General features: G+C 61.6%; 20 protein-coding genes and 1 pseudogene. 11 read left to right on the forward strand and 10 right to left on the reverse strand.

What is annotated here, in order from left to right; genetic code table 11:
• Positions 1 to 11 precede the first annotated feature (11 nt).
• Entirely contained in the window at positions 12 to 422 is a 411-nt protein-coding gene (fos, locus tag JFT85_RS08885) for a fosfomycin resistance glutathione transferase (RefSeq protein ID WP_053254859.1), read from the reverse strand.
• Positions 423 to 435: 13 nt separating this feature from the next.
• Positions 436 to 1,353 carry a LysR family transcriptional regulator gene (locus JFT85_RS08890; RefSeq protein ID WP_375232800.1) on the reverse strand — a complete coding sequence of 306 codons (918 nt, stop codon included), beginning with the start codon at positions 1,351 to 1,353 and terminating at the stop codon, positions 436 to 438.
• Positions 1,354 to 1,430: 77 nt separating this feature from the next.
• On the opposite strand from JFT85_RS08890, the gene JFT85_RS08895 reads away from it, so the two are divergent.
• Positions 1,431 to 1,919: a DMT family transporter gene (locus tag JFT85_RS08895; RefSeq protein WP_053254857.1), complete on the forward strand. Its 489-nt coding sequence runs from the start codon at positions 1,431 to 1,433 to the stop codon at positions 1,917 to 1,919.
• Here the strand turns inward: JFT85_RS08895 and JFT85_RS08900 are convergent.
• Positions 1,920 to 2,278: pseudogene (locus tag JFT85_RS08900) on the reverse strand (MFS transporter); the annotation flags it as partial.
• Between the two features lie 14 nt (positions 2,279 to 2,292).
• Positions 2,293 to 2,967, reverse strand: coding sequence for an NAD(P)H-binding protein (locus JFT85_RS08905; protein WP_053254855.1), 675 nt, complete (start codon positions 2,965 to 2,967; stop codon positions 2,293 to 2,295).
• Positions 2,968 to 3,062: 95 nt separating this feature from the next.
• Between JFT85_RS08905 and JFT85_RS08910 the strand changes: the two genes are divergently transcribed.
• Positions 3,063 to 4,250: an MFS transporter gene (locus JFT85_RS08910; protein WP_201229721.1), complete on the forward strand. Its 1,188-nt coding sequence runs from the start codon at positions 3,063 to 3,065 to the stop codon at positions 4,248 to 4,250.
• On the opposite strand, the gene yiaY is transcribed toward JFT85_RS08910, so the two are convergent.
• Positions 4,217 to 5,365 carry an L-threonine dehydrogenase gene (gene yiaY, locus JFT85_RS08915; protein ID WP_069552647.1) on the reverse strand — a complete coding sequence of 383 codons (1,149 nt, stop codon included), beginning with the start codon at positions 5,363 to 5,365 and terminating at the stop codon, positions 4,217 to 4,219. The two genes, JFT85_RS08910 and yiaY, sit on opposite strands and share 34 nt — an antisense overlap.
• A 123-nt stretch (positions 5,366 to 5,488) precedes the next feature.
• Between yiaY and JFT85_RS08920 the strand changes: the two genes are divergently transcribed.
• Positions 5,489 to 6,505 carry a DUF4917 family protein gene (locus tag JFT85_RS08920; protein WP_069552646.1) on the forward strand — a complete coding sequence of 339 codons (1,017 nt, stop codon included), beginning with the start codon at positions 5,489 to 5,491 and terminating at the stop codon, positions 6,503 to 6,505.
• A gap of 53 nt (positions 6,506 to 6,558) precedes the next feature.
• On the opposite strand, the gene JFT85_RS08925 is transcribed toward JFT85_RS08920, so the two are convergent.
• Positions 6,559 to 7,086 carry a helix-turn-helix domain-containing protein gene (locus JFT85_RS08925; RefSeq protein ID WP_053254851.1) on the reverse strand — a complete coding sequence of 176 codons (528 nt, stop codon included), beginning with the start codon at positions 7,084 to 7,086 and terminating at the stop codon, positions 6,559 to 6,561.
• A 159-nt stretch (positions 7,087 to 7,245) separates the two neighbouring features.
• Here JFT85_RS08925 and JFT85_RS08930 point away from each other — a divergent pair, with 159 nt between their 5' ends.
• The 6 genes from JFT85_RS08930 (at position 7,246) to JFT85_RS08955 (ending at position 14,443) form a co-directional block, all read left to right on the forward strand.
• A complete protein-coding gene (locus JFT85_RS08930; RefSeq protein WP_053254850.1) occupies positions 7,246 to 8,028 on the forward strand; it encodes an aldolase in 783 nt (260 codons plus the stop codon).
• Positions 8,029 to 8,055: 27 nt separating this feature from the next.
• Positions 8,056 to 8,928, forward strand: a complete 873-nt coding sequence (locus JFT85_RS08935) for a dihydrodipicolinate synthase family protein (protein ID WP_069552644.1) — start codon at positions 8,056 to 8,058, stop codon at positions 8,926 to 8,928.
• Between the two features lie 197 nt (positions 8,929 to 9,125).
• The gene (locus tag JFT85_RS08940; protein ID WP_053254848.1) at positions 9,126 to 9,665 is read left to right on the forward strand and encodes an RNA polymerase sigma factor; all 540 of its coding nucleotides are present in this window, start codon (positions 9,126 to 9,128) and stop codon (positions 9,663 to 9,665) included.
• Complete coding sequence (locus JFT85_RS08945) at positions 9,662 to 10,630, forward strand: FecR family protein (protein ID WP_169875756.1); 969 nt, start codon at positions 9,662 to 9,664, stop codon at positions 10,628 to 10,630. Before JFT85_RS08940 ends, JFT85_RS08945 begins: the two co-directional genes overlap by 4 nt.
• Before the next feature lie 124 nt (positions 10,631 to 10,754).
• Positions 10,755 to 13,313, forward strand: a complete 2,559-nt coding sequence (locus JFT85_RS08950) for a TonB-dependent receptor (protein WP_169875755.1) — start codon at positions 10,755 to 10,757, stop codon at positions 13,311 to 13,313.
• A 230-nt stretch (positions 13,314 to 13,543) separates the two neighbouring features.
• A complete protein-coding gene (locus JFT85_RS08955) occupies positions 13,544 to 14,443 on the forward strand; it encodes a DMT family transporter (RefSeq protein WP_053254845.1) in 900 nt (299 codons plus the stop codon).
• A gap of 120 nt (positions 14,444 to 14,563) precedes the next feature.
• On the opposite strand, the gene JFT85_RS08960 is transcribed toward JFT85_RS08955, so the two are convergent.
• The 4 genes from JFT85_RS08960 to JFT85_RS08975 form a co-directional block, all read right to left on the reverse strand.
• On the reverse strand, positions 14,564 to 15,781 hold the full coding sequence (locus JFT85_RS08960) for a class I SAM-dependent methyltransferase (RefSeq protein ID WP_069552641.1): 1,218 nt from the start codon (positions 15,779 to 15,781) through the stop codon (positions 14,564 to 14,566).
• 245 nt (positions 15,782 to 16,026) lie between these two features.
• A complete protein-coding gene (locus JFT85_RS08965; RefSeq protein WP_053254843.1) occupies positions 16,027 to 16,644 on the reverse strand; it encodes a TPM domain-containing protein in 618 nt (205 codons plus the stop codon).
• 49 nt (positions 16,645 to 16,693) lie between these two features.
• Positions 16,694 to 17,425 (reverse strand): TPM domain-containing protein, encoded by a 732-nt coding sequence (locus JFT85_RS08970; protein WP_053254842.1) that lies wholly within the window; start codon positions 17,423 to 17,425, stop codon positions 16,694 to 16,696.
• Positions 17,426 to 17,443: 18 nt separating this feature from the next.
• Positions 17,444 to 18,055: a LemA family protein gene (locus JFT85_RS08975; protein ID WP_201229722.1), complete on the reverse strand. Its 612-nt coding sequence runs from the start codon at positions 18,053 to 18,055 to the stop codon at positions 17,444 to 17,446.
• Between the two features lie 242 nt (positions 18,056 to 18,297).
• On the opposite strand from JFT85_RS08975, the gene bglX reads away from it, so the two are divergent.
• Together bglX and JFT85_RS08985 are read left to right on the forward strand one after the other, a co-directional pair.
• Positions 18,298 to 20,589 carry a beta-glucosidase BglX gene (gene bglX, locus JFT85_RS08980; protein ID WP_201229723.1) on the forward strand — a complete coding sequence of 764 codons (2,292 nt, stop codon included), beginning with the start codon at positions 18,298 to 18,300 and terminating at the stop codon, positions 20,587 to 20,589.
• A 162-nt stretch (positions 20,590 to 20,751) separates the two neighbouring features.
• The gene (locus JFT85_RS08985) at positions 20,752 to 23,802 is read left to right on the forward strand and encodes a S8 family serine peptidase (protein ID WP_201229724.1); all 3,051 of its coding nucleotides are present in this window, start codon (positions 20,752 to 20,754) and stop codon (positions 23,800 to 23,802) included.
• Positions 23,803 to 23,817 lie beyond the last annotated feature (15 nt).

Raw genomic sequence — 23,817 nt, forward strand, 5'->3', positions numbered from 1 at the left:
ACGTTCGGGTGCTACCGGTAAAACTGCATGCCTGCATATGGCTTGGCACGACAGGCTTGCAGACGCGAAGCCAAATTGCCGACATGCACCTCAAGCTTGTGCCCATCGGGGTCGAGGAAATAGAACGACGCACCTTCACTGCGGTTGTCGCGCCACTCCTGTACACCGCCGGCTCGCAGGCGCGCCACCAGCGCGTTGAAATCACCGGCATCCGCCGTGAACGCGTAGTGGGTGTAGTCAACTGCGGGTGCCGACACGCGCAACGGATCAAGCGACAAACACACCCACACACCGGGCAACGACAGGTAGGCGCCGTTGTCCCACGTGGCGTCGAGCTGAAGCTGCAACAGCTCATGGTAGAACCTGACGCTGCGGTTCACATCGGTCACGGCAAGGGTCAGGTGGTTGAGGCCTGAGAGCATGTTGGCATTCCTGTCATCGGTGGCTTGCGGACAATACACCCTGTACCTGCGCGATCAACCATTGCAACCCCGAATCCCCACCCCGCCGCGCATGCCACGCCAGCTCAAAGGCAAACGAGGGAATATGAAACGGTGGCGGCACGGCCAACAAATGCTGCTGATCGATGCTGAGCAACCCCCTGGATGAGACGGTCAGGATCAGGTCGGTGCCCTGGATCAACTGCGGCGCCACGCCCCAGTGCGGCAGGCTGATCGCCACATGCCGGCGCTCACGAATGGCCGTCAACGCGCGCTCGATTTCCGGGGTACCACTGCCGCGCATTTCCAGCAGTACATGCGGGCGCGACAGGTAGGTGGGCAGGTCGAGCGTGCCACTTTGCGGCAGGCTGTGGCGGTCCACCAGGCAGGTGTAATGCTCCTCAAACAACGGCGTGGTGCGCAGTTCGGCGGGCATATCGGGGAAGACCCCGGCCGCCAGGTCGATATCGCCATTGAGCACGCCGTCCACCATCCCTTCACGGCTGGCCTGGATGATTTGCAGGTCGATGCCGGGCGCTTCACGGCGTAACGTGCGCACCAAACCAGGCAGAAAAATGGCCGCGCTGTAGTCCGACATCGCCACGCGAAACCTGCGTTTGGCTGACGCCGGGTCAAACCGATTCGGTGCCAACAGGGCCTGCACCTGGGCCAGGGCTTCGGCCAACGGCGTCGCCAACTCCAGGGCACGCGCCGTCGGCACCAGCGTGCCGCCCTGGCGCACCAGCAACGGGTCATTCAATAGGTCTCGCAGGCGGGCCAATGCGTGACTGACCGCCGGCTGGCTCAGGTGCAAACGCTCGGCGGCGCGAGTCACATGTTGCTCGCTGAGCAAGGCATCCAGAATCACAAGCAGGTTGAGGTCAATGCGGCGAAGATCATTCATCAACTGCATGCTCTGCATAAGAATTTGGAATTTAAATTTGCGCGACGAATAGCCTAGAGTCCAGTAAAACCTCTGGGAGAGTCGAAATGACCACGTTGCATTGGGTGGGTTTGTTAGCGCTGGCGGTGATTGCCGGGGCGGTGGTGCCGTTTCAAAGTGCAATCAATGCCAACCTCGGGCGCGGCCTCGGTCACCCCTTATGGGCCACGTTGGCCTCATTGCTGGTGAGCATCATCGTGTTGCTGCCGGTGATACTGGCCCTGCGTTTACCACTGCCGAGCCTGAGCTTTATCAGCCAGGCACCGCTGTGGATGTGGGCCGGTGGCGCATTTGGCGTGTGCTTCATTTCCCTGGCACTGATGCTGCTGCCCAAGCTGGGCGCGTCGGGGTTTATTGCACTGGCCATGGCCGGTCAGATCCTCGCCTCGCTGCTGCTCGATCACTTTGGCCTGTTCGGCCTGGCCGAGCGCCAACTCACAACGCCCCGTGTGCTGGGGGCGTTGCTGTTGATCGGCGGGGTGGCGTTGATTCAGTTCAGCAGCTCGCCCGCGCGGGCATTGGCAACGGCAAGCTGATCATCCCCTGTCCAACGTGCGCAGCTTTTGCGGCAAGCCCCACAGCAGCAGCGCTGCGGCCAACAGTGCGCACACGCCGATCACATACAGCGCCGGGGTGGTGCTGCCGGTGAGGTCCTTGATCCGCCCCACCATCACCGGGCTGACAATGCCGCCGAACTGGCCAAGGGTGTTGATCACCGCAATGCCACCGGCCGCACCGGCACCGGCGCCCGCCAGCAGTTTGGGGGGCAGGGTCCAGAACGTCGGGATCGAGGCGATAATGCCGGCGCCCAACATGCCCAGCGCATGATCAGGAAGGTGGTGTGGTCGGCAAAGATGCCGGCACTGAAAAAGCCAATCGCACCCAGCACCACCAGGCTCTTGTGCAACATCAGCGACGCTCGGCGGCCAAGCGATTGATCTCGGCCTGCTCCACCACCGCGTGCGGCGCGCCATGGCGCACCGCCGCCAACATGGCCTGGCCGACGGTCTCGGTGCTGACCACCCAGCCGGGCTTGGCGCGACGCACAAACGAGAGCACCGGCCCGAGCACGGTATAGAAAGATTGGTACAACGGCGTCTTCGAGCGCACGCCATGCAAGGGCTGGATAACCCCCGGCCGAAACAGGTACACCGCCTTGAACGGCAGGCGCAGCAAGGCGTTTTCAGTCTTGCCTTTGATCCGCGCCCACATCGACTTGCCTGCCTCGGAGCTGTCGGTGCCGGCGCCGGACACGTAGATAAACGTCATTTGCGGGTTTAGCCGCGCCAGGGTACTGGCGGCGACCAGCGTCAGGTCATAGGTGAGGTGGGTGTACCGGGTTTCATTCATGCCCGCCGACGAAACACCAAGGCAAAAAAAGCACGCGTCAAACCCTTGCAGCAAGTTTTCCAGGGGCTGGAAATCCAGCATGTCGCTGTGCAACACCTGATGCAGTTTGTCGTGCTCCTGGGTCAACGGGGTGCGGCCGACGGCGACGACTTCCTGGACGTCAGCCGCCAGCAGGCACTCGCGCAGCACGCCTTGGCCGACCATGCCGGTGGCGCCGAATAGGAGAACTCTCATTGGGTGGGTTCCTTGATGACAAACGATAAGCTGCACGTTAGAGACAAACACACTAGCAGCTTGTAGCTTACCGCTGAAAAAGGATAAGCCCGCCCTTGAAAAATACCACCACCCTCGCCCTCGCCTGCAGCGCCGCCTTCCTCGGTCAAGTCGGTATCAGCAGCTACCTGCCCGCCGTACCGGCGATTGCCCATGCCCTGCCCGCCGCCGAAGACCAGGTCGCATTGGCCCTGGCGGTGTACCTGGTGGGCATGGCATTGCCGATGTTGCTGTGGGGCAGCCTGGGCGAGCGGTTTGGAAGAAAGCCGGTATTGCTTGGTGCACTGGCGGTGTACGCACTGGCGAGTGCGGCGATTCCGTCAGCGTTCAATATCGAGTCGTTCCTGGCGTTACGCCTGGTTCAGGGCCTGGGCGCGGGCGGCGTGTCGGTGATGGCCCGGGTATTGGTGCGTGACAGTTTCAGCGGTGCATTGCTGGCCAAGGGGTTGTCGTGGCTGGGCATGACCTTTGTCATCGCGTTGGGAATCGGGCAATTTGCCGGCTCGGTGTTGCAGGTGGCGTTCGGTTGGGAAGCGATTTTTTATGCGTTGGCAATCGGCGCTGTCGGGTTAATGCTGGTGTTGCAGCGGGTGGTGTTTGCGGCACAGGTAAAAGCCGATTCGTCGGTATCCGCGACGCGCATTTACGCGACGATTGTGCGCCACCCGGCCTTCTTGCACGCCGCGTTGGCCGGCGGGTTGGGCTATGGGGTGATCATCGCGTTCAACACCTGTGCGCCGCTCATTCTGCAGGGCCATTTTGAGTGGAGCCCGTCCCAATATGGCTGGCTGGGTTGGCCGATCAGCGCGGCGTATCTTGCAGGCGCGTTGATGGTCAATCGCTGGGTCGCGCGCACCGGACGGTTGGCGATGATGAGTTGGGGCGTGGCCCTGGTGTTGTCAGGCACGGCCGTGATGCTGCTGGGCAGTGTGTTCAGCGACGGGTTGGCAGTGTTGCTGTGGCTGCCGTATTGCCTGGCGGTTTTTGGGCAGTCGATGAGTTACCCCATCAGCTTGTCGCTGGCCAATGATGAGTCGCCGGTGAGCGGTTCCTATGCCATGGCCTTGAGCGGCTTTATGCATCAATTGATGGCGGCACTGATCGGCGGCGGCGCGAGCCTGCTGGTGAGTCAGCAGGCGTGGCCGATGGCGCTGTTGTGTGTAGCGTTGGCGGGCGGCGCATGTGTGTGCGCCGCCCGCTGCCGGGCCGATCAGAACGCGCTGCGAAATATTTCTTCGATCTGACGTTGATCGGCGCGCCGTGGGTTGGTCAACCCACAGGCGTCCTTCAACGCATTGGTCGCCAGCAGCGGAATATCCTGCAGCTTGGCGCCCAGCTCGCGCAGCCCGGCCGGGATCTCAACATCCAGGGCCAACGTGCGAATGGCCGCGATCGCGGCCTGGGCGCCCTCTTCCGGGGTAATGCCCTTGATATCGGCGCCCAAGGCGCGTGCCACGTCGCTCAAGCGTTTGGCGCAGACGCTGGCGTTGAAGCTTTGCACATGGGGCAGCAACACCGCATTGCACACGCCGTGGGGCAAGTCGTACAGGCCGCCCAGTTGGTGGGCCATGGCGTGCACAAAACCCAGGGACGCATTGTTGAACGCCATCCCGGCCAGGAACTGCGCGTAGGCCATGTTTTCCCGTGCGGCCATGTCGCTGCCATCGCGAACCGCCAGGCGCAGGTTGGCGCTGATCAGCTCGATGGCCTTGATCGCGCAGGCGTCGGTGATCGGGTTGGCGGCGGTGGACACGTAGGCTTCGATGGCGTGGGTCAAGGCGTCCATGCCGGTGGCGGCGGTGAGGCCCTTAGGCATGCCGACCATCAGCGCGGGGTCGTTGACCGACAGCAGTGGCGTGACGTTGCGGTCGACGATGGCCATTTTCACGTGGCGGGTTTCGTCGGTGATGATGCAAAAGCGCGTCATCTCGCTGGCGGTGCCGGCGGTGGTGTTAATGGCCACCAGCGGCAGTTGCGGCTTGCTGGACTGATCGACACCTTCGTAGTCGCCGATATGCCCGCCATTGGTGGCGCACAGCGCGATACCCTTGGCGCAGTCATGGGGCGAACCGCCGCCCAGGGACACCACGAAATCGCAGTGGCTGTGCTGCAACAGCGCCAGGCCTTTTTCGACGTTTTCCACATTGGGGTTGGGCTTGGCACCGTCGTAAATCACCGAGTCGATGTCCTGCATCGCCAGCTTCTCGGCGATCATGCTGGCCACGCCCGCCTTGGCAAGGCCGGCGTCGGTGACAATCAGTGCCTTGCGAAAGCCATAATTGCGGATGGCGATCATGGCTTCGTCGAGACAGTCGATGCCCATGATATTGACGGCGGGGATGAAGAAGGTGCTGCTCATGGCGAATCCTCAGAGGCGTTATAGGTACAGGATCAACCTCACTTGCCTGCGGCATCTTGACCAAGATCAACTCCGGCTCGTGATAAAGTCACCACCCAGCCGATTTCGAGTAGACCCGCCGCAATGAAGGATTTCCAGGATATTGACGCCCACCTTGAAGACTGGAGCGCGCTGCGCAGCAGCGTGGACTTCAATGGGATTCTGATCGGCAACGGCGCCAGCCGGGCCATTTGGGAAGACTTTGCCTACGACTCGCTGTTTGAAAACGCACGCACCGTCGAGGAAAAACCCCTGAGCGCATCCGAGCTGAGTGTGTTTGACGCCCTGCAAACCCGCAGTTTCGAGCAAGCACTGGGCGCATTGAAAACCACCAGCCGGGTCAACAAGGCCCTGGCAGTCAGCTCGGCCGCGCCGCGCAATCGCTACTATGCGATCAAGGAAGCGTTGATCAACACCATCCACGCCGTGCACATTCCGTGGCGCCTGGTGCAGCCGTCGACGCTGGCGACGATCAACGCGGAGCTGGCCCGCTACGCCAGCGTGTTCACCAGTAACTACGACTTGCTCAACTACTGGGCGATCCTGCACACCCCGGGCATTGATGACCTGTTCCGCAGCGCCGACGCCAGCTTCGACCTGCGCAACACGCACACCGACGCCACGCGCATCCTCTACCTGCATGGAGGCCTGCACCTGGTGCGCAACCTCGACGGCACGGCGCGCAAACTGCCGTCCACCGACAGCACCTTGCTCAGCAGCTTTGCGATCAACAACACGATCAAGACCCTGGACGATGTGCCGCTGTTTGTCAGCGAAGGCAACGTGGAAGAGAAGCTCAAGACCATCCGCAGCTCGGACTATCTGTCGTTCTGTTATGAGCAACTGCTCAGCCATGAGGGCGCACTGTGCATCTTCGGCCATGATTTGGGGCCGCAGGATACACACCTGGTGGATGCGCTGCGCCAGGCCAAGCTGACCACCCTGGCGATTTCGGTATCGGGGCGCAGCGACGGGTTTATTCGTCAGCAGAAACGCCGGTATGCGGCGTTGTTTGAGGGCAGCGGTGTGGCGCTGAAGTTTTTTGCGGCGCGCACGCATCCGCTGGGTAATTCGGCGCTCTCGGTGCCGGTCGAGCGCTGATCACCTGAACAAAGCAGCTCCCACATTGATTGCATTTCAACTAGTGATCGCAGTCATTCCTCAGCGCTGTGCACCACCACCAACAACTGCGCCTGCACCTCCCCAACCGAGCGAAGCCGGTGAGGCTTTTGCGCGTTGAAGTGCAGCGCGTCACCCCGCTCCAGAATCACCCGTTCGTTCATGAAATCCACTTCCACCCGGCCTTCATGCACGAACAGAAACTCCTCTCCCACATGCTCCTTGAACGTCTTGTCGGTGAACTCCGCCGGCGGGTAGATGATGAACGGCAGCAGGCTGCGCTCACTGACCTGATGGGCGAGCACCGCATAACCCGGCGCGGTGTCCGGCCGCTCATGGCTGCGCACCAGGCTGTAGCTGTCGAGGCTGACGCTGTCTTCGCTGAACAGTTCTTCGACCTTCACGTTCAAGGCTTTGGCCAGTTTCAGCGCGGCGGCAATCGACGGCGTGTTGAGCCCGCGCTCGACTTTCGACAGGTAACTCTTGGTCATCCCGGACTTTTCGGCCAAGGACTCCAAGGTTACCCCAAGTTTTTTTCTCAATAATTTCAAACGGATAGACATTTTATGCAGTTAATCCATGCAGAAAAGCGAGAGCTGCGCTTGCCAATGACACAATGTGTCATATAGCATCTTTAGTGTCATTTGCATTCACCCAACAGCCTTGCTCGCGCTGGAGACCCGCAAATCCGACGTCCATTGAACCACCCAAAGGACACCGATATGGCCAAGACATTAGCACTCCCCAAAGAGCAACTGGTCAAGCAAGCGCTGATCCAGATGCAAAATTCACTGGCGGATAATACGTGGACCGACCGGCAAAAGCTGGCGCTCACCTGTCGCATCCTGTTCGAACATGGCCACGACTCCGGCCTGGCCGGGCAGATCACCGCGCGAGGCCCCACGCCTGGCACTTATTACACCCAGCCACTGGGCCTGGGGTTTGACGAAATCACCGCCGGCAACCTGTTGCTGGTCAATGAGGACCTGGACGTCCTGGAAGGCCACGGCATCCCCAACCCGGCCAACCGTTTTCACACCTGGGTATACCGTGGGCGGCCGGATGTGAACTGCATCATCCATACGCACCCCACCCATATTGCCGCGCTGTCGATGTTGGAAGTACCGCTGCAGGTGTCGCACATGGACCTTTGCCCGCTGTACGAAGACTGCGCTTTCTTGGAAGCCTGGCCGGGCGTGCCGGTGGGCAATGAAGAAGGGCAAATCATCACCACGGCGCTGGGCGACAAACGCGCGATTTTGCTTTCGCATCACGGCCAACTGGCCACCGGGGCGAGCATCGAAGAAGCCTGCGTGATCGCGCAGTTGATTGAGCGCGCGGCCAAGTTGCAGTTGCTGGCGATGGCCGCGGGCACGATCAAGCCGATCCTGCCGGCGCTGGGCCGCGAGGCCCATGCCTGGATCTCCAAGCCCAAGCGCCACGGCGCCGCGTTCAATTACTACGCCCGGCAGAGCCTGCGCCAACACGCCGACTGCTTGAACTGATTGCCCTTTTTTGACTGGAGACTTCCCATGCCCACACCCGCTATTCACGGCATCATCGGATACACCATCACGCCGTTCAGCGCCGACGGCCAACGCATTGACCTCGACGCCCTGGGCCGCTCCATCGACCGTTTGATCGACAGCGGCGTGCATGCCATCGCGCCCTTGGGCAGTACCGGCGAGGGCGCCTACTTGAGCGACGCCGAGTGGGATGAAGTGAGTGCCTACAGCCTGGCGAAAATCGCCAGGCGCGTACCGACTATCGTCAGTGTGTCCGACCTGACCACCGCCAAGGCCGTGCGTCGCGCCCGTTACGCCGAGGCCAATGGCGCCGATGTGGTGATGGTACTGCCGACCTCGTACTGGAAACTCAGCGAAGCAGAAATCCTCGCCCACTATGCCGCGATTGGCGAGAGCGTCGGCGTGCCGATCATGCTCTATAACAACCCGGCCACCAGCGGCACGGATATGTCGGTGGAGTTGATTCTGCGCATCGTCCAGCACGTCGAAAACGTGAGCATGGTTAAGGAAAGCACTGGGGATATTCAGCGCATGCACCAGTTGCATCGGCACAGTGACGTACCGTTTTACAACGGCTGCAACCCGCTGGCCCTGGAAGCCTTTGCGGCGGGCGCAAAAGGATGGTGCACGGCGGCGCCGAACCTGATCGCGCCGCTCAACCTGGCGTTGTACGAGGCGGTGTTGGCCAATGATCTGAGCAAGGCGCGCGAACTGTTCTACCGCCAGTTGCCGCTGCTGGAATTCATCCTCAAGGGTGGGTTGCCGGCGACGATCAAGGCCGGGTTGCGTTTGACCGGGTTGGACGCGGGTGATCCAAGGTTGCCGGTGTTCCCCTTGGGTGCAGCGGGGGTCGAGCAGCTTAGGACATTACTGCGATAGAGCCGTGGCCTCCTGTGGGAGCTGGCTTGCCTGCGATAGCATCTCCTCGGTTTAGCTGACAAATCGTGGTGCCTGCATCGCAGGCCAGCCAGCTCCCACATTTTGACCGAGTTCATTCATTACACAGCGACAAATGACAATAATTCTCGATATCATTCATGGCTTATCTACGTCGTACTTCGTCAAGAAGGATAGCCATGTCTCGTCCCAAGCCCGATCCGTTGTCGGTCGATGCCTTTCGCAGGTTCTATGCAGATATTCTGTATTTCCTGCGCAAACGCACGGACAACGCCAGCGACGCGGCGGACATGACCCAGGATGTCTTCACCCAGTGGCTGGACTACCGCGACCGCGCCAAGGTCGAGCAGCCACGGGCATTTCTGTTCCAGATGGCGCGCAACCTGCTGCGCGATCACTGGCGTAAACAGAAGGTACGGCACATCGCCTACGCTGACCCGGCCGATCCCCACGCCGAGCCGCTCACCGATGAACAAAACGACCCGATGGCCGCCGCGCAGCGCCTGCAACGCCTGGAACAGTTGAAAGAAGTCCTCGCCGAACTCTCGCCCCGCAGGCGAGAAGCCCTTATGCTGCATCGCTTCGAAGGCCTGAGTCAGGCGCAGATCGCTGAGCGCATGGGCATTTCGACCAGCATGGTCGAAAAGCACATCGCTTTCGCCCTGCTGCATTGCAAGCGACGTCTTCACATTGACCCCGGCACGGAGCAGCCAGAATGAACCGCTTGAGCGACATCGACGCCCTGGACATCGAAGCGAGCGACTCCATCGATGCCCAAGCCGCCAGCTGGTTCGCGCGCAACCGCAATGACCCGGCGCGTGCCGACCGCAAAGCCTTCGCCGCTTGGCAGGCCGAGCCTGCCCATGCCCGCGCCTACGCCGAATTCGAGCAACTGTGGGCCGACCTCGCCCAGTTGCAGCAACTGAACCAACCCGTGCCACTGCCCACGCGCAAACCCTCGTTCTGGCGCCCCGCCCTCGCCACCGCGGCAGCGCTGGTCTGCACAGTGCTGACCAGCCACATCGGCGCGCCTCGTGAGCTCTACCACAGCCAAATCGCCGGGCACGCCAAAGGCATGCGCACGCTCAACCTGCCCGATGGCAGCACGCTGTATGTAAATGCCAACACCCACCTGCGGGTGGATTTCAACGCCCATCAACGCATCCTGCATCTGGACAAGGGCCAGCTGTACATCGAGGTCGCGGCCGACAAGGAACGGCCGTTGTACGTGCAAGCCGGCGCAGCCAACGTGCGGGTGGTCGGCACCGGGTTTGATGTGCGGCGCAGCCAGCAGCAACTGGTGATCAGTGTCGCCCATGGCCAGGTCGCCTTCGAAGCGGACGCCAAAAGCCCCGTCACCGTGCTCGGTGCGCAGCAACGCGCGACTTACAGTTACGCCAAAGGCACTGTTCAACAGCAAACCCTTACCGGCGAAGAAGTCGCCGATTGGCGCAGCGGGCACCTCTCATTTCGCAATCGCGACCTGGCCAGCCTCATTGACGAGTTGAGCCTCTACCGGCCCCAGGCACCGTTACAGGTCAGCAAAGCCGTGGCGCAACTGAAGGTCTCGGGCAATCTGGATGTGAATGACCCGGACGCTCTGCTCAATGCCCTGCCTGCCCTGCTGCCGGTCAAGGCCGTGGCGTCGGCCGACGGCATCTTAAGAATCGAACCGACCCAGTAGGGCTCGCACCCATTTGAGAATATTTTGCATTCGCAGGTGTGGATTTTTTGGCCTGCGCCGTCTTCCTCCCGACTGTGCTTGATACGCACACCTTTTTGGCTAGTTAGCCGCCCCGGGGGATTCCATGTTTCGCGCGCCTTGCCACGCTTTGCACCTGTTTCTTCGACCGTCCGTTATTGCCAGCTGCCTGGCGTTCAGCCTCAGTGCGCAGGCCGAGACATTCACGCTGCAACTGCCCGCCCAGTCGCTGGCCACCTCGCTGAGCCAAGTGGCGCAGCAAGCGAAAATCCAGCTGCTGTTCGATGAAGCGCTGCTCAAGAACGCGCAGGCACCGGCACTCAACGGTGCGTTCACCGCGGAAGTGGCGATTCGCACCCTGCTGAAAAACAGCGAGTTCAGCCTGATCAGAGTCGGCACCACTTACATCGTGCGCCCCGCCGAAGACAAAACCCGCTACAGCGGCGCGATCCAGCTCGACGCCCTCAGCGTGATAGGCACCGGTAACGACGTCGACGCGAGCACCGTCAACCGCTCGACCCTGACCCAGGCCGACATCGACCGCTACCAGTCCAATAACATCCCCAGCCTGTTGCAGACCTTGCCCGGCGTGAGCCAGGGCGGTTCGTTGAAACCCGGCGGCCAGACCATCAACATCCGCGGCTTCGGTGATGCCGAAGACGTACCGCTGACCGTCGACGGCGCCACCAAGAGCGGCTTCGAGCGCTACCAGCAAGGTACCGTGTTTATCGAGCCGGAGTTGATCAAAAGCATCGAGGTCGAAAAAGGCCCCAACTCGCCGTTCACCGGCAACGGCGGGTTTGGCGGCACGGTCAACATGACCACCAAGGACGCGCCGGACCTGCTCCAGGACGGTCGCAACAGCGGCGCCATGCTCAAATATGGCTACTCCAGCAATGACCACGAACAGGTCTACAGCAGTGCCGTGTATGGCCGCACCGACGACGCTCGTTTTGACGCGCTGGCTTACCTGACCCAACGCGACGGCGGTGATATGAAAGTGGCCGGCAAGTTGCCCAACGACAACAACGAGTACCCGGTCAACCCTCAGCGCCTGCCCAACAGCGCCCAGGATGTGGACGGCAAACTGTTCAAGGTCAACGCGCACTTCACCGATGAGCACAGCGTTGGCCTGTCCTACTCGCGGTCCCACAGCAATCGCTGGACACCCTTCTCCGCTGCCAGCTACCCGACGCCGCCGACCCAAGCCAACATCGACCGTTACGGCTACGAAGGTGCGTTGAAGCGCTTTTTAGCCCACCGCGACACCGTCGACACCACCTGGTCGGGCAAGTACGAATACACGCCGCTGGATAACCCGCTGGTGGACCTGACCGTCAAGTATTCGCAGTCCAACACCGACCAGACCGACGAGCGCGACGCCAGCGCGTTTTTCCAACTGGCCAGCGGCGGGCGCAATATGGACACCGCCTACACCGACAAGCACCTCGACATCCGCAACGTCAGCCTGTTCGACAGCGGGCCGTTGCAGCACGCGCTGACCGTCGGCGGGCAGGTTCGCAGGCACAGCCGCGAAACCGAGATGTGGATGCCTGGCGCCACGTACAACACCGCGCGCTATCACTATGGGCATTTCCAGCCGGGCTTCATGCCCCACGGCAAGGTCGATACCCACAGCGTCTTTGTGCAGGATGCGGTGACCGTCGGCGAGGTGACCCTCACTCCCTCCCTGCGCTACGACCACGTGCGTAACCGTGGCGAAGGCAACGATGCGCCGTACTACAACAACCCCGACCCAGCCTTCGGCCACGACTACAGCGACCGCACCTACACCGGCTGGTCACCGCGCCTGGCGCTGTTCTGGAACGTCACCCCGCACCTTGGGCTGTTCGCCAACTGGAGCAAAACCTGGCGCGCACCGGTCATCGACGAACAGTACGAAGTGCAAGGCCTGGGCAGCCGCACGGCCACCAGCGTTGACCTCGACCCCGAGCGCATCACGTCGATCACCGTGGGCAGTGTCGTCAGCTTCGATAACGTGCTTGCCCAGGACGACAACCTGCAAGTGCGCACCACCGTGTTCCACAACAAAGTCGAAGACGAAATTTTCAAAGCCACCGGCGTCGGCTGCCAGAACCAGGCCATCAATGGCGGCACGATTTCCAGCGCCTGCCCAGCGGGGGCAATGCCCAACTACCGCAACATCGGCGGCCTGACCATCAAGGGCTTCGAGCTCGAATCGTTCTACAACTCCACCTACCTGTTCGGCTCGGTGTCGTTCGCCTACGCCAAAGGCGAACACCAGGGCGCCTACACCAACCCGTGGGGCCCGGACGTGCCGGCACGTGACATTCCACCGACCAAATGGGTGCTGGTACTGGGCACCCACATTCCAGCCTGGGATGCTCAGGTGGGCTGGATGGGCCAGTTCATCGGCGCGACCCATCGCTTGCCGAGTGACAAATATTCCGGCGGCCCCGGCAGCAGTTTGGGCGACCTGTTCTACGACCAGTACGGCAACAAGGCCTACAACACCCAAGGCCTGTTCGCCAAATGGAAACCGCAACAGGCTTACCTCAAAGGCACCGAAGTGAATGTCACCGTCGACAACCTGTTCAACAGTAACTTCCGCCCGGCCCTGAGCGGCGACCGTGCCTACACCAAAGGCCGCGATGCGAAGATCAGCATTACGCGGTTCTTCTAATAGACCGGGCTGACGCCCTCGCAGGCAAGCCAGCTCGCACAGCAGCTCTCGGTCCGCCAGGCCGTAGCGGTCCAACCCGGGAGCCGGGCTGACCCGCAACGGCGGCGCGCCTGCCCGCGGTGAGAGTGGAACTGTACGGATCAATCTGCGACCAGCTGTAGGCCCGCGTTTGGCGGGGGTTGTGGCTAGATGGGCGTTCCTTGAAGCCCTCCAGATTCTGGTCCCGACTCATGAGTTCGCGCGAAAACACCGGCATGGCCCTCGGCTTGCTGGGCGTCATCATCTTCAGCCTGACCCTGCCCTTCACGCGCATCGTGGTGCAGGAAATCCACCCGTTGCTCAACGGCCTGGGTCGCGCGTTGTTCGCGGCGGTGCCGGCGGCGGCGCTGTTGCTGTGGCGCCGTGAGCGCTGGCCGACCTGGCGCCAGGTACGCGGGTTGTGCCTGGTCATCGCCGGCGTGATTCTCGGTTTCCCGGTGCTGTCGGCCTGGGCCATGCAAACCTTGCCGGCGTCCCATGGCGCTCTGGTCAACGGCCTGCAACCGCTGTGCGTGGCGCTGTATGCGGCGTGGCTGTCCCATGAGCGGCCGTCGAAAGCCTTCTGGGCCTGCGCGGCGTTGGGCAGTGCGTTGGTGTTGAGTTACGCGTTGATCACCGGCGCCGGCAGTATCCAGGCCGGTGATTTGTTGATGCTCGGCGCAATTGCCGTGGGCGGCCTGGGTTATGCCGAAGGTGGCCGGCTGGCCAAAGAGATGGGTGGCTGGCAGGTGATCTGCTGGGCACTGGTGCTGTCGACGCCGGTGTTGATCGGCCCGGTGTGGTACCTGGCGGCGCAGCACCAAGGCGCAATTTCCATGCGCACCTGGTGGGCGTTTGGCTATGTGTCGCTGTTCTCGCAGTTCCTGGGGTTTTTTGCCTGGTACGCCGGGCTGGCCATGGGCGGCATTGCACGGGTCAGCCAGATTCAGCTGTTACAGATTTTCTTCACCATCGCGTTTTCGGCGTTGTTCTTTGGTGAACATATCGAGCCGATTACCTGGGTGTTTGCCTGCGGGGTGATCGTGACGGTGATGCTCGGGCGCAAGACGGCGGTGCAGGCTGCACCCCTTCCCAAGCCGAACGCTATTTAATGTGAAAGCAGGCCTGTGTAGGAGCTGGCTTGCCTGCGATGCAGGCAACTCGGTCTGTCAGAAAACCGAGGTGATGCCATCGCGGGCAAGCCCGGCTCCCACATTTGATTTGCAGCGTTCTCAGCTCAAATAACCCTCCGCGCGCAGCAAGGTTTCCAGGCAGTGTTCGCTGATCTGGTAGAACGCCTTCAGCGCCTGGATTTTTTCCAGCAACTGCGCGTTGTCGATCGGCTCCGTGCGTTTGACCGCCAGGATCATCTTGTTCTTGTTGGTGTGCTCCAACGAGATGAACTCGAACACCTTGGTCTCATAACCGCAGGCTTCGAGGTACAACGCACGCAGGCTGTCGGTGACCATTTCCGCCTGTTGGCCCAGGTGCAGGCCGTATTGCAGCATCGGCTTGAGCAGCACCGGGCTCTGGATTTGCAGACGAATCTGTTTGTGGCAGCACGGCGAGCACATGATGATCGACGCGCCGGAGCGGATGCCGGTGTGGATCGCGTAATCGGTGGCGATGTCGCAGGCATGCAGGGCGATCATCACGTCCAGTTCGCTCGGCGCGACGCTGCGCACATCCCCGCATTTGAACACCAGCCCCGGGTGTTCCAGGCGCGCAGCGGCGGTGTTGCACAGGGTCACCATGTCTTCGCGCAGCTCGACACCCGTCACTTCGCCCTCGGCCTTGAGGGTGTTGCGCAGGTAATCGTGGATAGCGAAGGTCAGGTAGCCCTTGCCCGAACCAAAGTCGGCAACACGCACCGGCCGGTCCAGTTTCAACGGTGACGAGGTCAGCGCATGGCTGAACACTTCGATGAATTTATTGATCTGCTTCCACTTGCGCGACATCGACGGGATCAGCGCCTGCTTGGCGTCGGTGACGCCCAGGTCCGCGAGGAACGGCCGTGTCAGGTCCAGGAAGCGATTTTTCTCGCGGTTATGCTCTGCGGAGGGCGCCTCACGCAGTTGCTGCGGCTTGCTTTTGAACAGCGAGCTTTTGTTCTTCTTGCTGTACTCCAACTGGGCTTCATCCGTCAGCGACAGCAAGTGCGCGTTCTTGAATGACGCCGGCAACAACGCAGCAATCGCCGCCACGCCGTCCGCCAGCGGGAAGTTCTTGGTGATGTCGCGGGTTTTGTAGCGGTAGACGAAGGACAGGCACGGCTGTTCCTTGACCGTCACGGGCTTGATGATCAGCCGCTGCAACTCGGCTTCCTCACCGACGTACTTGGCCAGCACCAGCTTGATAAAGGCCTGCTGCGCGAGGCTTGCGCTCAGCAGTTCGATGAACTGGGCGTGATGATCCGGCGCAGGGCTGGCAGGTTGAGCGGTGACGGACATGAACAAAAACGCCTCGGGCTGGGAATGCCGGGCATTTTAGGGGGGATAGGCGTTGAGGGCACGGGGTTATTTGATCAACGGTCACTCAGCCGCCGCAAATCAAATGTGAGAGCTGCTTTGTGTGGGAGCTGGCTTGCCTGCGATGCTGGCACCGCGGCCCATCAGGCAAACCGAGGTGAGGCCATCGCGGGCAAGCCCGACGCCCACAGAAAAACGGCTAGCCCTTAGGTTCAGCGGTGTTTGGGTTACTCCAGCACGATCAGCCGGTTGGGCAGTTCATTACGCGTCTGCGTCACCGGCACATGCACCTTGAGCAACTCGCCACAGGCTTCAATGCAGGCGATAAACCCCGCCAGCGTTTGCCCGTGTTTCACCTGCTGGGTAAACGCCTTGACGATGCCATCCCAACTGCTGTTATCCAGGCGTTTGGAAATCCCCTCGTCCACCAGGATTTCCACATACCGCTCCGCCTCGCAGACAAAAATCAGCACGCCGGTGCCGCCCAGCGTGTGGTGCAGGTTCTGCTCCAGAAACTGCCGGCGTGCCAGGTTCGACGCGCGCCAATGGCGTACCGAACGCGGGATCAAGCGGGTGGTGACCTTGGGCAAGCGAAACACCAGGCACAGCACAATAAACGTCGCCCACTGCGCCAACAGCAAGGTGTACATGGTCAGGTAGCCCGACAAGTAATGCACCACGCCAGGCACCACCAACGCAATCAGGCTGGCCCATAGCAGCGGGATGTAAGCGTAATCGTCGGCGCGGGCCGCCAGCACGGTGACCAGTTCGGCGTCGGTGGTTTTTTCAACCCGGGCGATCGCTTCGGCGACTTGGCGCTGCTCGTGTTCAGTCAGTAATGCCATGGTTGTAGTTGCTCTTTTTTAGTTATTGTCATTACCCGCCGCACCTTCATTACCAGCCACCTGAGGCACCGCCGCCGCCGAAACCACCGCCGCCGCCTCGGAAGCCACCGCCGCCGCCACCCCCGCCACCACCGCCGCGGCCACTGCTGCTGAGGATCGCCAGCAGGATAGCGCCAACCGGCAGGCCCAGGCGATTGCACAGCCATAACACGCCGATCAGCAGGATAAACAAGCCGATGGAAAAGCCCGGATTATCCTTGGCGAAATTCGCATCCGCCACATGCGCCGGCACCGCCAGCGGTTCACCGCCCACCACTTGCACCATGGCCGCCACGCCGTCACTGATGCCCTGGCTGTAATTGCCGGCCTTGAACTTGGGCGTAATCACCTGGTTGATGATCACCCATGACTGCGCATCGGTCAGCACACCTTCGAGGCCATAGCCGACCTCGATGCGCAATTTGTGCTCATCACGGGCAACGATCAACAGTGCGCCGTTGTCCTTGCCCTTCTGGCCGATGCCCCACTGGCGACCCAATTGGTAACCGTAGTCCTCAATCGGCACGCCTTGCAGGTCGGGCACGGTGACCACCACAAGCTGGTCGCCGGACGTTTGTTCCAGCGCCTGCAACTGCTGGGTAATCTGCGCGCGCGTTGCCGGGTCGATCATCTGCGCGGCGTCCACCACCCGCCCGGTCAATGCCGGAAAGGTCAGCGCCGCCTGGGCGACACCGACGCACGCCAGCAACCACAGCGCCAAGCCTGTCCGTAATAAACGCATCGACACCTCAGAGAAGCCTTATTTGAACTTCACTTGCGGCGCTTTATCGGCGTCGGCACTGGTCGCTTCAAACGTGGCGCGGATCGGCAGGTCGCTGTACATCACGCTATGCCACAGGCGACCCGGGAAGGTGCGAATCTCGGTGTTGTAGGCCTGCACCGCCTGGATAAAGTCGCGGCGGGCCACGGCGATACGGTTTTCGGTGCCTTCAAGCTGGGATTGCAGCGCCAGGAAGTTCTGGTTCGCCTTCAGGTCCGGGTAACGCTCGGACACCACCATCAAACGGCTGAGGGCACCGCTCAGGCCATCCTGGGCTTGCTGGAATTGCTTGAGTTTTTCCGGGTTGTCGAGGGTGCTGGCGTCCACCTGGATCGACGTGGCCTTGGCCCGCGCCTCAATCACCGCGGTGAGCGTGCCTTGTTCATGGGCGGCGTAGCCCTTGACCACTTCCACCAGGTTAGGGATCAGGTCGGCCCGGCGTTGGTATTGGTTCTGCACCTGGCCCCAGGCGGCTTTGGCCTGTTCGTCCAGGGTGGGAATGGTGTTGATGCCGCAACCGCTCAGCACGCTGCTGATCAGTAGCAGAGCCGCGGCCTTGAAGCCCCAGCGGTAAACGTGTGCTGCTTGCATGATGTTTCTCCTGGCCAAACTGGATGGATTGTGACGACTAACCCTATACACCGCGCGCTTGGGGCATAATCCGCCACCACTGGATTGCGTCGAGCCAATCAGCTAAAAAGATGCCCAGCGCGAATAAGAGTTCACAAGTGTCGTGCATTTACTGCAATAACACTCGAACAACAACATAGGTTCCCCCACATTTTGGCAGAACAGCGCGATTGTGCTGTGCAGTGAGCCGAAAAAGGATATTCATGAAAAAGCTGTGTTTGCTCGGCCTTGTTGCCACTCTGGCCAGTCACCCCGTGTGGGCAGAAACAAAGCCTGCTGCGCTTAAAGACAAGGACGCCTTTGTCAGCGACCTGCTCAAGCAGATGACCCTGGATGAAAAGATCGGCCAATTGCGCCTGATCAGCATAGGCCCTGAAATGCCCCGCGAGCTGATCCGCAAGGAAATCGCCGCCGGCCGCATCGGTGGCACCTTCAACTCGATCACCCGCCCGGAAAACCGTCCGATGCAGGACGCGGCCATGCACAGCCGGTTGAAGATCCCGATGTTCTTCGCCTATGACGTGATCCACGGCCATCGCACCATCTTCCCGATCAGCCTGGCCCTGGCCTCCAGCTGGGACATGGACGCCATCGGCCGCTCCGGGCGCATCGCCGCCCAGGAAGCCGCCGCCGACAGCCTCGACATCACCTTTGCGCCCATGGTCGATATCTCCCGCGACCCGCGCTGGGGCCGTACGTCCGAAGGTTTCGGCGAAGACACCTATCTGGTCTCGCGCATTGCCGAAGTGATGGTCAAGGCCTTCCAGGGCGTAAGCCCCGCGAATGCCGACAGCATCATGGCCAGCGTCAAGCACTTCGCCCTGTACGGCGCGGTGGAAGGCGGTCGCGACTACAACGTGGTCGACATGAGCCCGGTCAAGATGTACCAGGACTACCTGCCGCCCTACCACGCAGCCATCAAGGCCGGTGCCGGCGGTGTGATGGTGGCGTTGAATTCGATCAACGGCGTACCCGCCACGGCCAACACCTGGCTGATGAACGACCTGCTGCGCAAAGACTGGGGCTTCAAAGGCCTGGCCGTCAGTGACCACGGCGCGATCTTCGAGCTGATCAAGCACGGCGTGGCCAAAGACGGGCGTGAAGCCGCCAAGCTGGCGATCAAGGCCGGCATCGACATGAGCATGAACGACTCGCTGTACGGCAAGGAATTACCCGGCCTGCTGAAGTCTGGCGAGATCGAACAAAGCGACATCGACAACGCCGTGCGTGAAGTACTCGGCGCCAAGTACGACATGGGCCTGTTCAAAGACCCGTACCTGCGTATCGGCAAGGCCGAGGATGACCCGGTCGACACCTATGCCGACAGCCGCCTGCACCGCAGCGATGCCCGCGACATCGCACGCCGCAGCCTGGTTTTGCTGAAAAACCAGAACAATACCCTGCCGCTGAAAAAATCCGCGACCATCGCCCTGGTCGGCCCGTTGGCCAAGGCCCCCATCGACATGATGGGCAGCTGGGCCGCTGCCGGTAAGCCGGAACAATCGGTGACCCTGCTCGACGGCATGAACGCCGTGATCGGCGAAAAAGGCAAAGTGATCTACGCCCGTGGTGCCAACATCACTAACGACAAGGCCGTGGTCGACTACCTCAACTTCCTCAACTTCGATGCACCGGAAGTGGTGGATGACACCCGCTCCCCGCAGGCAATGATCGACGAAGCGGTGAACGCCGCGAAAGACGCCGACGTGGTGGTGGCTGCCGTGGGCGAGTCGCGTGGCATGTCCCACGAATCCTCCAGCCGCACCGACCTGAACATCCCGCAGAGCCAGCGCGACCTGATCAAGGCACTCAAAGCCACGGGCAAACCGCTGGTGCTGGTGCTGATGAACGGTCGCCCACTGTCGATTCTGCAAGAGAACCAGCAAGCCGACGCGATCCTGGAAACCTGGTTCGCCGGCACCGAAGGTGGCAACGCGATTGCTGACGTGCTGTTCGGTGATTACAACCCGTCGGGCAAGCTGCCGATCACCTTCCCACGCTCGGTGGGGCAGATTCCGACGTACTACAACCACCTGAGCATCGGCCGGCCGTTCACCCCAGGCAAGCCGGGCAACTACACCTCGCAATACTTCGATGACGTCACCGGGCCCCTGTTCCCGTTTGGTTATGGCCTGAGCTACACCACGTTCAGCCTGGCGGACATGGCACTGTCTTCCACCACCTTGAATAAAACCGGCAAGCTCGACGCCAGCGTCACACTGAAAAACACCGGCAAGGTCGACGGCGAAACCGTGGTGCAGCTGTATATCCAGGACGTGGCCGGCTCGATGATCCGGCCGGTGAAAGAGCTGAAGAACTTCCAGAAGGTCATGCTCAAGGCCGGTGAAGAACGCACGCTGCACTTCACCATCACCGAGGAAGACCTGAAGTTCTATAACACCCAGCTCAAGTTCGCCGCGGAACCGGGCCAGTTCAATGTGCAGATTGGGCTCGACTCCCAGGATGTACAGCAGCAGACGTTCGAGTTGTTGTAACCGTTGCAGCCCCCTCTTTTTAAAGAGGGGGCTTGTTCGCGTCCCCGTCTCGGTCAGTAAAAACCTAAGTTTCACTCCCCCCTAACAGTCGAGTCCTACATCCAGCCCCCTGCTCACTCGCACACCCTGTCCGCCCAATATTAATGTGCAGGTGTGTGAGCCATGTCGCCCACGAAAAACGCCCGAGCGGCAATCAAAAAAGTGCCCGTTCAATGTTCCTTCAAGCAAAACCTGCTGGCCCTTTGTGTACTGGGCTGCCTGTCAGGCAGATCGATTGAGGCGGCGAGCTATGTCGAACAAGGCCGACTGCACGACGCCGCCAGTTGGCGCAGTGAGGAGTTCAAGCGTAACTGGGGGTTGGGCGCGGTCGGCGCGGACTTCGCTTATGCGCGTGGGTTGAATGGCGCCGGGGTGCACATAGGCGTTTACGACGCTGGCGTCGACCTGCGCCATGGCGAGTTTGCCGGGAAGGCAAATGTCGGCGTGCTGATGGCTGACACCGGTTGCATGAGTGGGACCGTGCTGGAGCGAGGCTGCTTCTACAGCGAAGGCGATCGCGCCGCAGTCACCGTTATCGACTCATTGCCACCCGAAGCATTGGCAGGCCTTGAAGAAGCGGTGGCCGATGGCAACCTCACCCGAGAGCAACTGGACGAATATCTCGGATTTGTTGGCACGACTTACGACGCGCATGGCACCCACGTTGCCGGTACCGCACTCGCCAACCGGGATGGCTCCGGGGTTCATGGTGTGGCGTACGCGGCCAACGTGAGTGCCGTGCGTAAGTTCGGTAATACCTATCTGGGCGGTCCGATTGCCATAACAGATGTGTTGAGGCTTCCCCTGCCGACAGCGGCAGCGGTCGACGCCGCCTACGCCCAATTGCACAAGCAGAATGTGCGTGTCGTGAATAACAGTTGGGGGAGCGCATTTTCGCCGGCGAATGCCGCAGAGCTGGACACGGCATTAAGCGAAACGCAAACCCCGGTTTATTCAGAACTCAAGGCCATCGCAGACAACGCTATCAAGTACGGGATCCTGCAAGTGTGGTCAGCGGGCAACCTCAGCACCGCCAACGCGTCGCCTCAAGCAGCGCCAAGCGCCGGGCTGCATCCCAGCCTGCCACGTGCCATTGCAGAACTGGAGCCTTACTGGTTGACCGTCGTCAACTTAACGAAAGAGCTGACCTTGAGCGATTCCTCCAAGCGCTGCGGCTTCAGCAAGGACTGGTGCCTGGCGGCGCCCGGAACGGATATCAACTCGTCCTGGGTCAGCGGTTCGATAGAGACCGAAAACCACTATGGCCCGGACGGTGCAGTCACCGGTTTTACTGTGACCGGCGATAACCCCGAGTTGGGTTATGCGTTGAGTTCCGGCAGCTCCATGGCCGCCCCCCACGTCAGCGGTGGCCTGGCACTGCTGATGGAGCGTTTCCCCTACCTCGACAACCCGCAAATCCGCGACGTGCTGCTCACCACCGCCACCGACCTCGGCGAGCCGGGTGTGGACGACGTCTACGGCTGGGGCCTGATCAACCTCAAAAAAGCCATCGACGGCCCCGGCCAACTGCGGGTCGACACCGCGGTGAACATGGACCGCCCTGCCGGCGGCGCAGTCGTCTGGCAAGGCGGCGCCTGGGACGATTGGCGCAACGATATCAGCGGCCCGGGCCGCCTGGAAAAAACCGGCATCGGCTGGCTGCGCCTGAGCGGTAATAACAGCTTCGCCGGCGCCACGCTCAAGGAAGGCATTCTGGAACTGGACGGCACCAACGCCCTCAAGGGCGACGTCAAGGTCGACGGCGGTGTTCTGCGCCTGAACGGTTCACTGGCCGTCGAAGGCGACTATCAACACGCCGCCGGCTCAACCCTGATGACCGGGCTGGCAGCCCCGGCCGATCCGGCAAAACTGCACGTCAGTCACCAGGCGACCCTCAACGGCGGCTCGCTGTACCTGAGCGCGCAACCCAATAACGACTACCTGGGTCAGCGTTACAACATCCTCCAGGCCCAAGGTGGGTTGAATGGCGAATTCGCCTCGATCGACCGCCGCGAGTTCTCGCCCTTCCTGAGTGTTTCCCAGGTCAAGGAAGGCAACACGTTACAGGTGGAGTTCGGCCGTGGTCAGTCACTGGCGTCGGCAGCAAACACACCCAACCAGCGCGCCGTCGCCAATGCCGCCGACGCTGAAACCCTGCCGTCCGCGTTGCTGCAACGCCTGACAGCGTTGTTTCCCGAGCAGGCACCTTCAGCCCTGGACACGTTGAGCGGTGAGCTGCACGCCAGTACCCAAGCGGCGTTGATCGAGAACAGCCGCGTGCTGCGTCAGGCGGCCCTTGACCGCCAGCGTGGCACGCCAGGCGGCATCGCGCGGCCCGATGAGTTGAAGCAGGGTGCCTGGGTGCAACTGCCTCGCCAGTCCGGCCAACTCGCCGGCGATGGCAACACCGCCCGCACGTCCCACAGCAGCACGGGCCTGCTGGTGGGGTTCGATCACACCCTGGAGCAAGGCACACGACTGGGTGTGGTGGCTGGCAGCAGTCAAACCGAGGTGAAGGCCGGAGCACGCGGCAAGGCGAACGTCGATACCTACCAGGTGGGCCTGCATATTGGCCACAACTGGGACGCTTTTGGCCTCTATGGCGGCATCGCCTATGCGCAGCATGAGATCCAGACCAAACGCCGCGTCAGCTTCCCAGGCCTCGACAATCGCCTGTCCGCCCAGTACGCAAGCCGCACCGTGCAGACGTTTGCCGAGGCTAACTACGCCTTCAACCATGGTGCCTGGAATTGGCAGCCGTACCTGCAAGTGGCCAATGTGCAGCAGCGCAGCGAAGGCTTCAACGAGCGCGGCGGTATTGCCGCACTGAAGGGCAAACGCTCGCAGGAACACGTCAACCTGACCACCGGTGGCGTGCGGTTCAACCTGGACTTGGGCAAGGCGCAAGTCGGCCCGTCATGGTTGAGCCTGCGGGGTGGCCTGGCCTACACCCATGCCAGCGGCGATCTGCAACCCAGCACCCAGGCGGCCTGGGACGGCGGGCGCGTGATGAGCGTCAGCGGCGCGCCACTGGATCGCCTCAGCACCCGGCTGGAACTGGGCGCCACCGCGCGCCTGACACGCGACAGCGCACTGGACCTGAGCTTCAACCGGCAACACGGTGAGCGCACACGCGACCAAAGCCTCACGGCGCAGTATTCACTGCAGTTTTAAGCCGCGTTGGCGGTA

The organism is Pseudomonas sp. TH04, assembly GCF_016651355.1.
Classification (GTDB): Bacteria; Pseudomonadota; Gammaproteobacteria; order Pseudomonadales; family Pseudomonadaceae; genus Aquipseudomonas; species Aquipseudomonas fluorescens.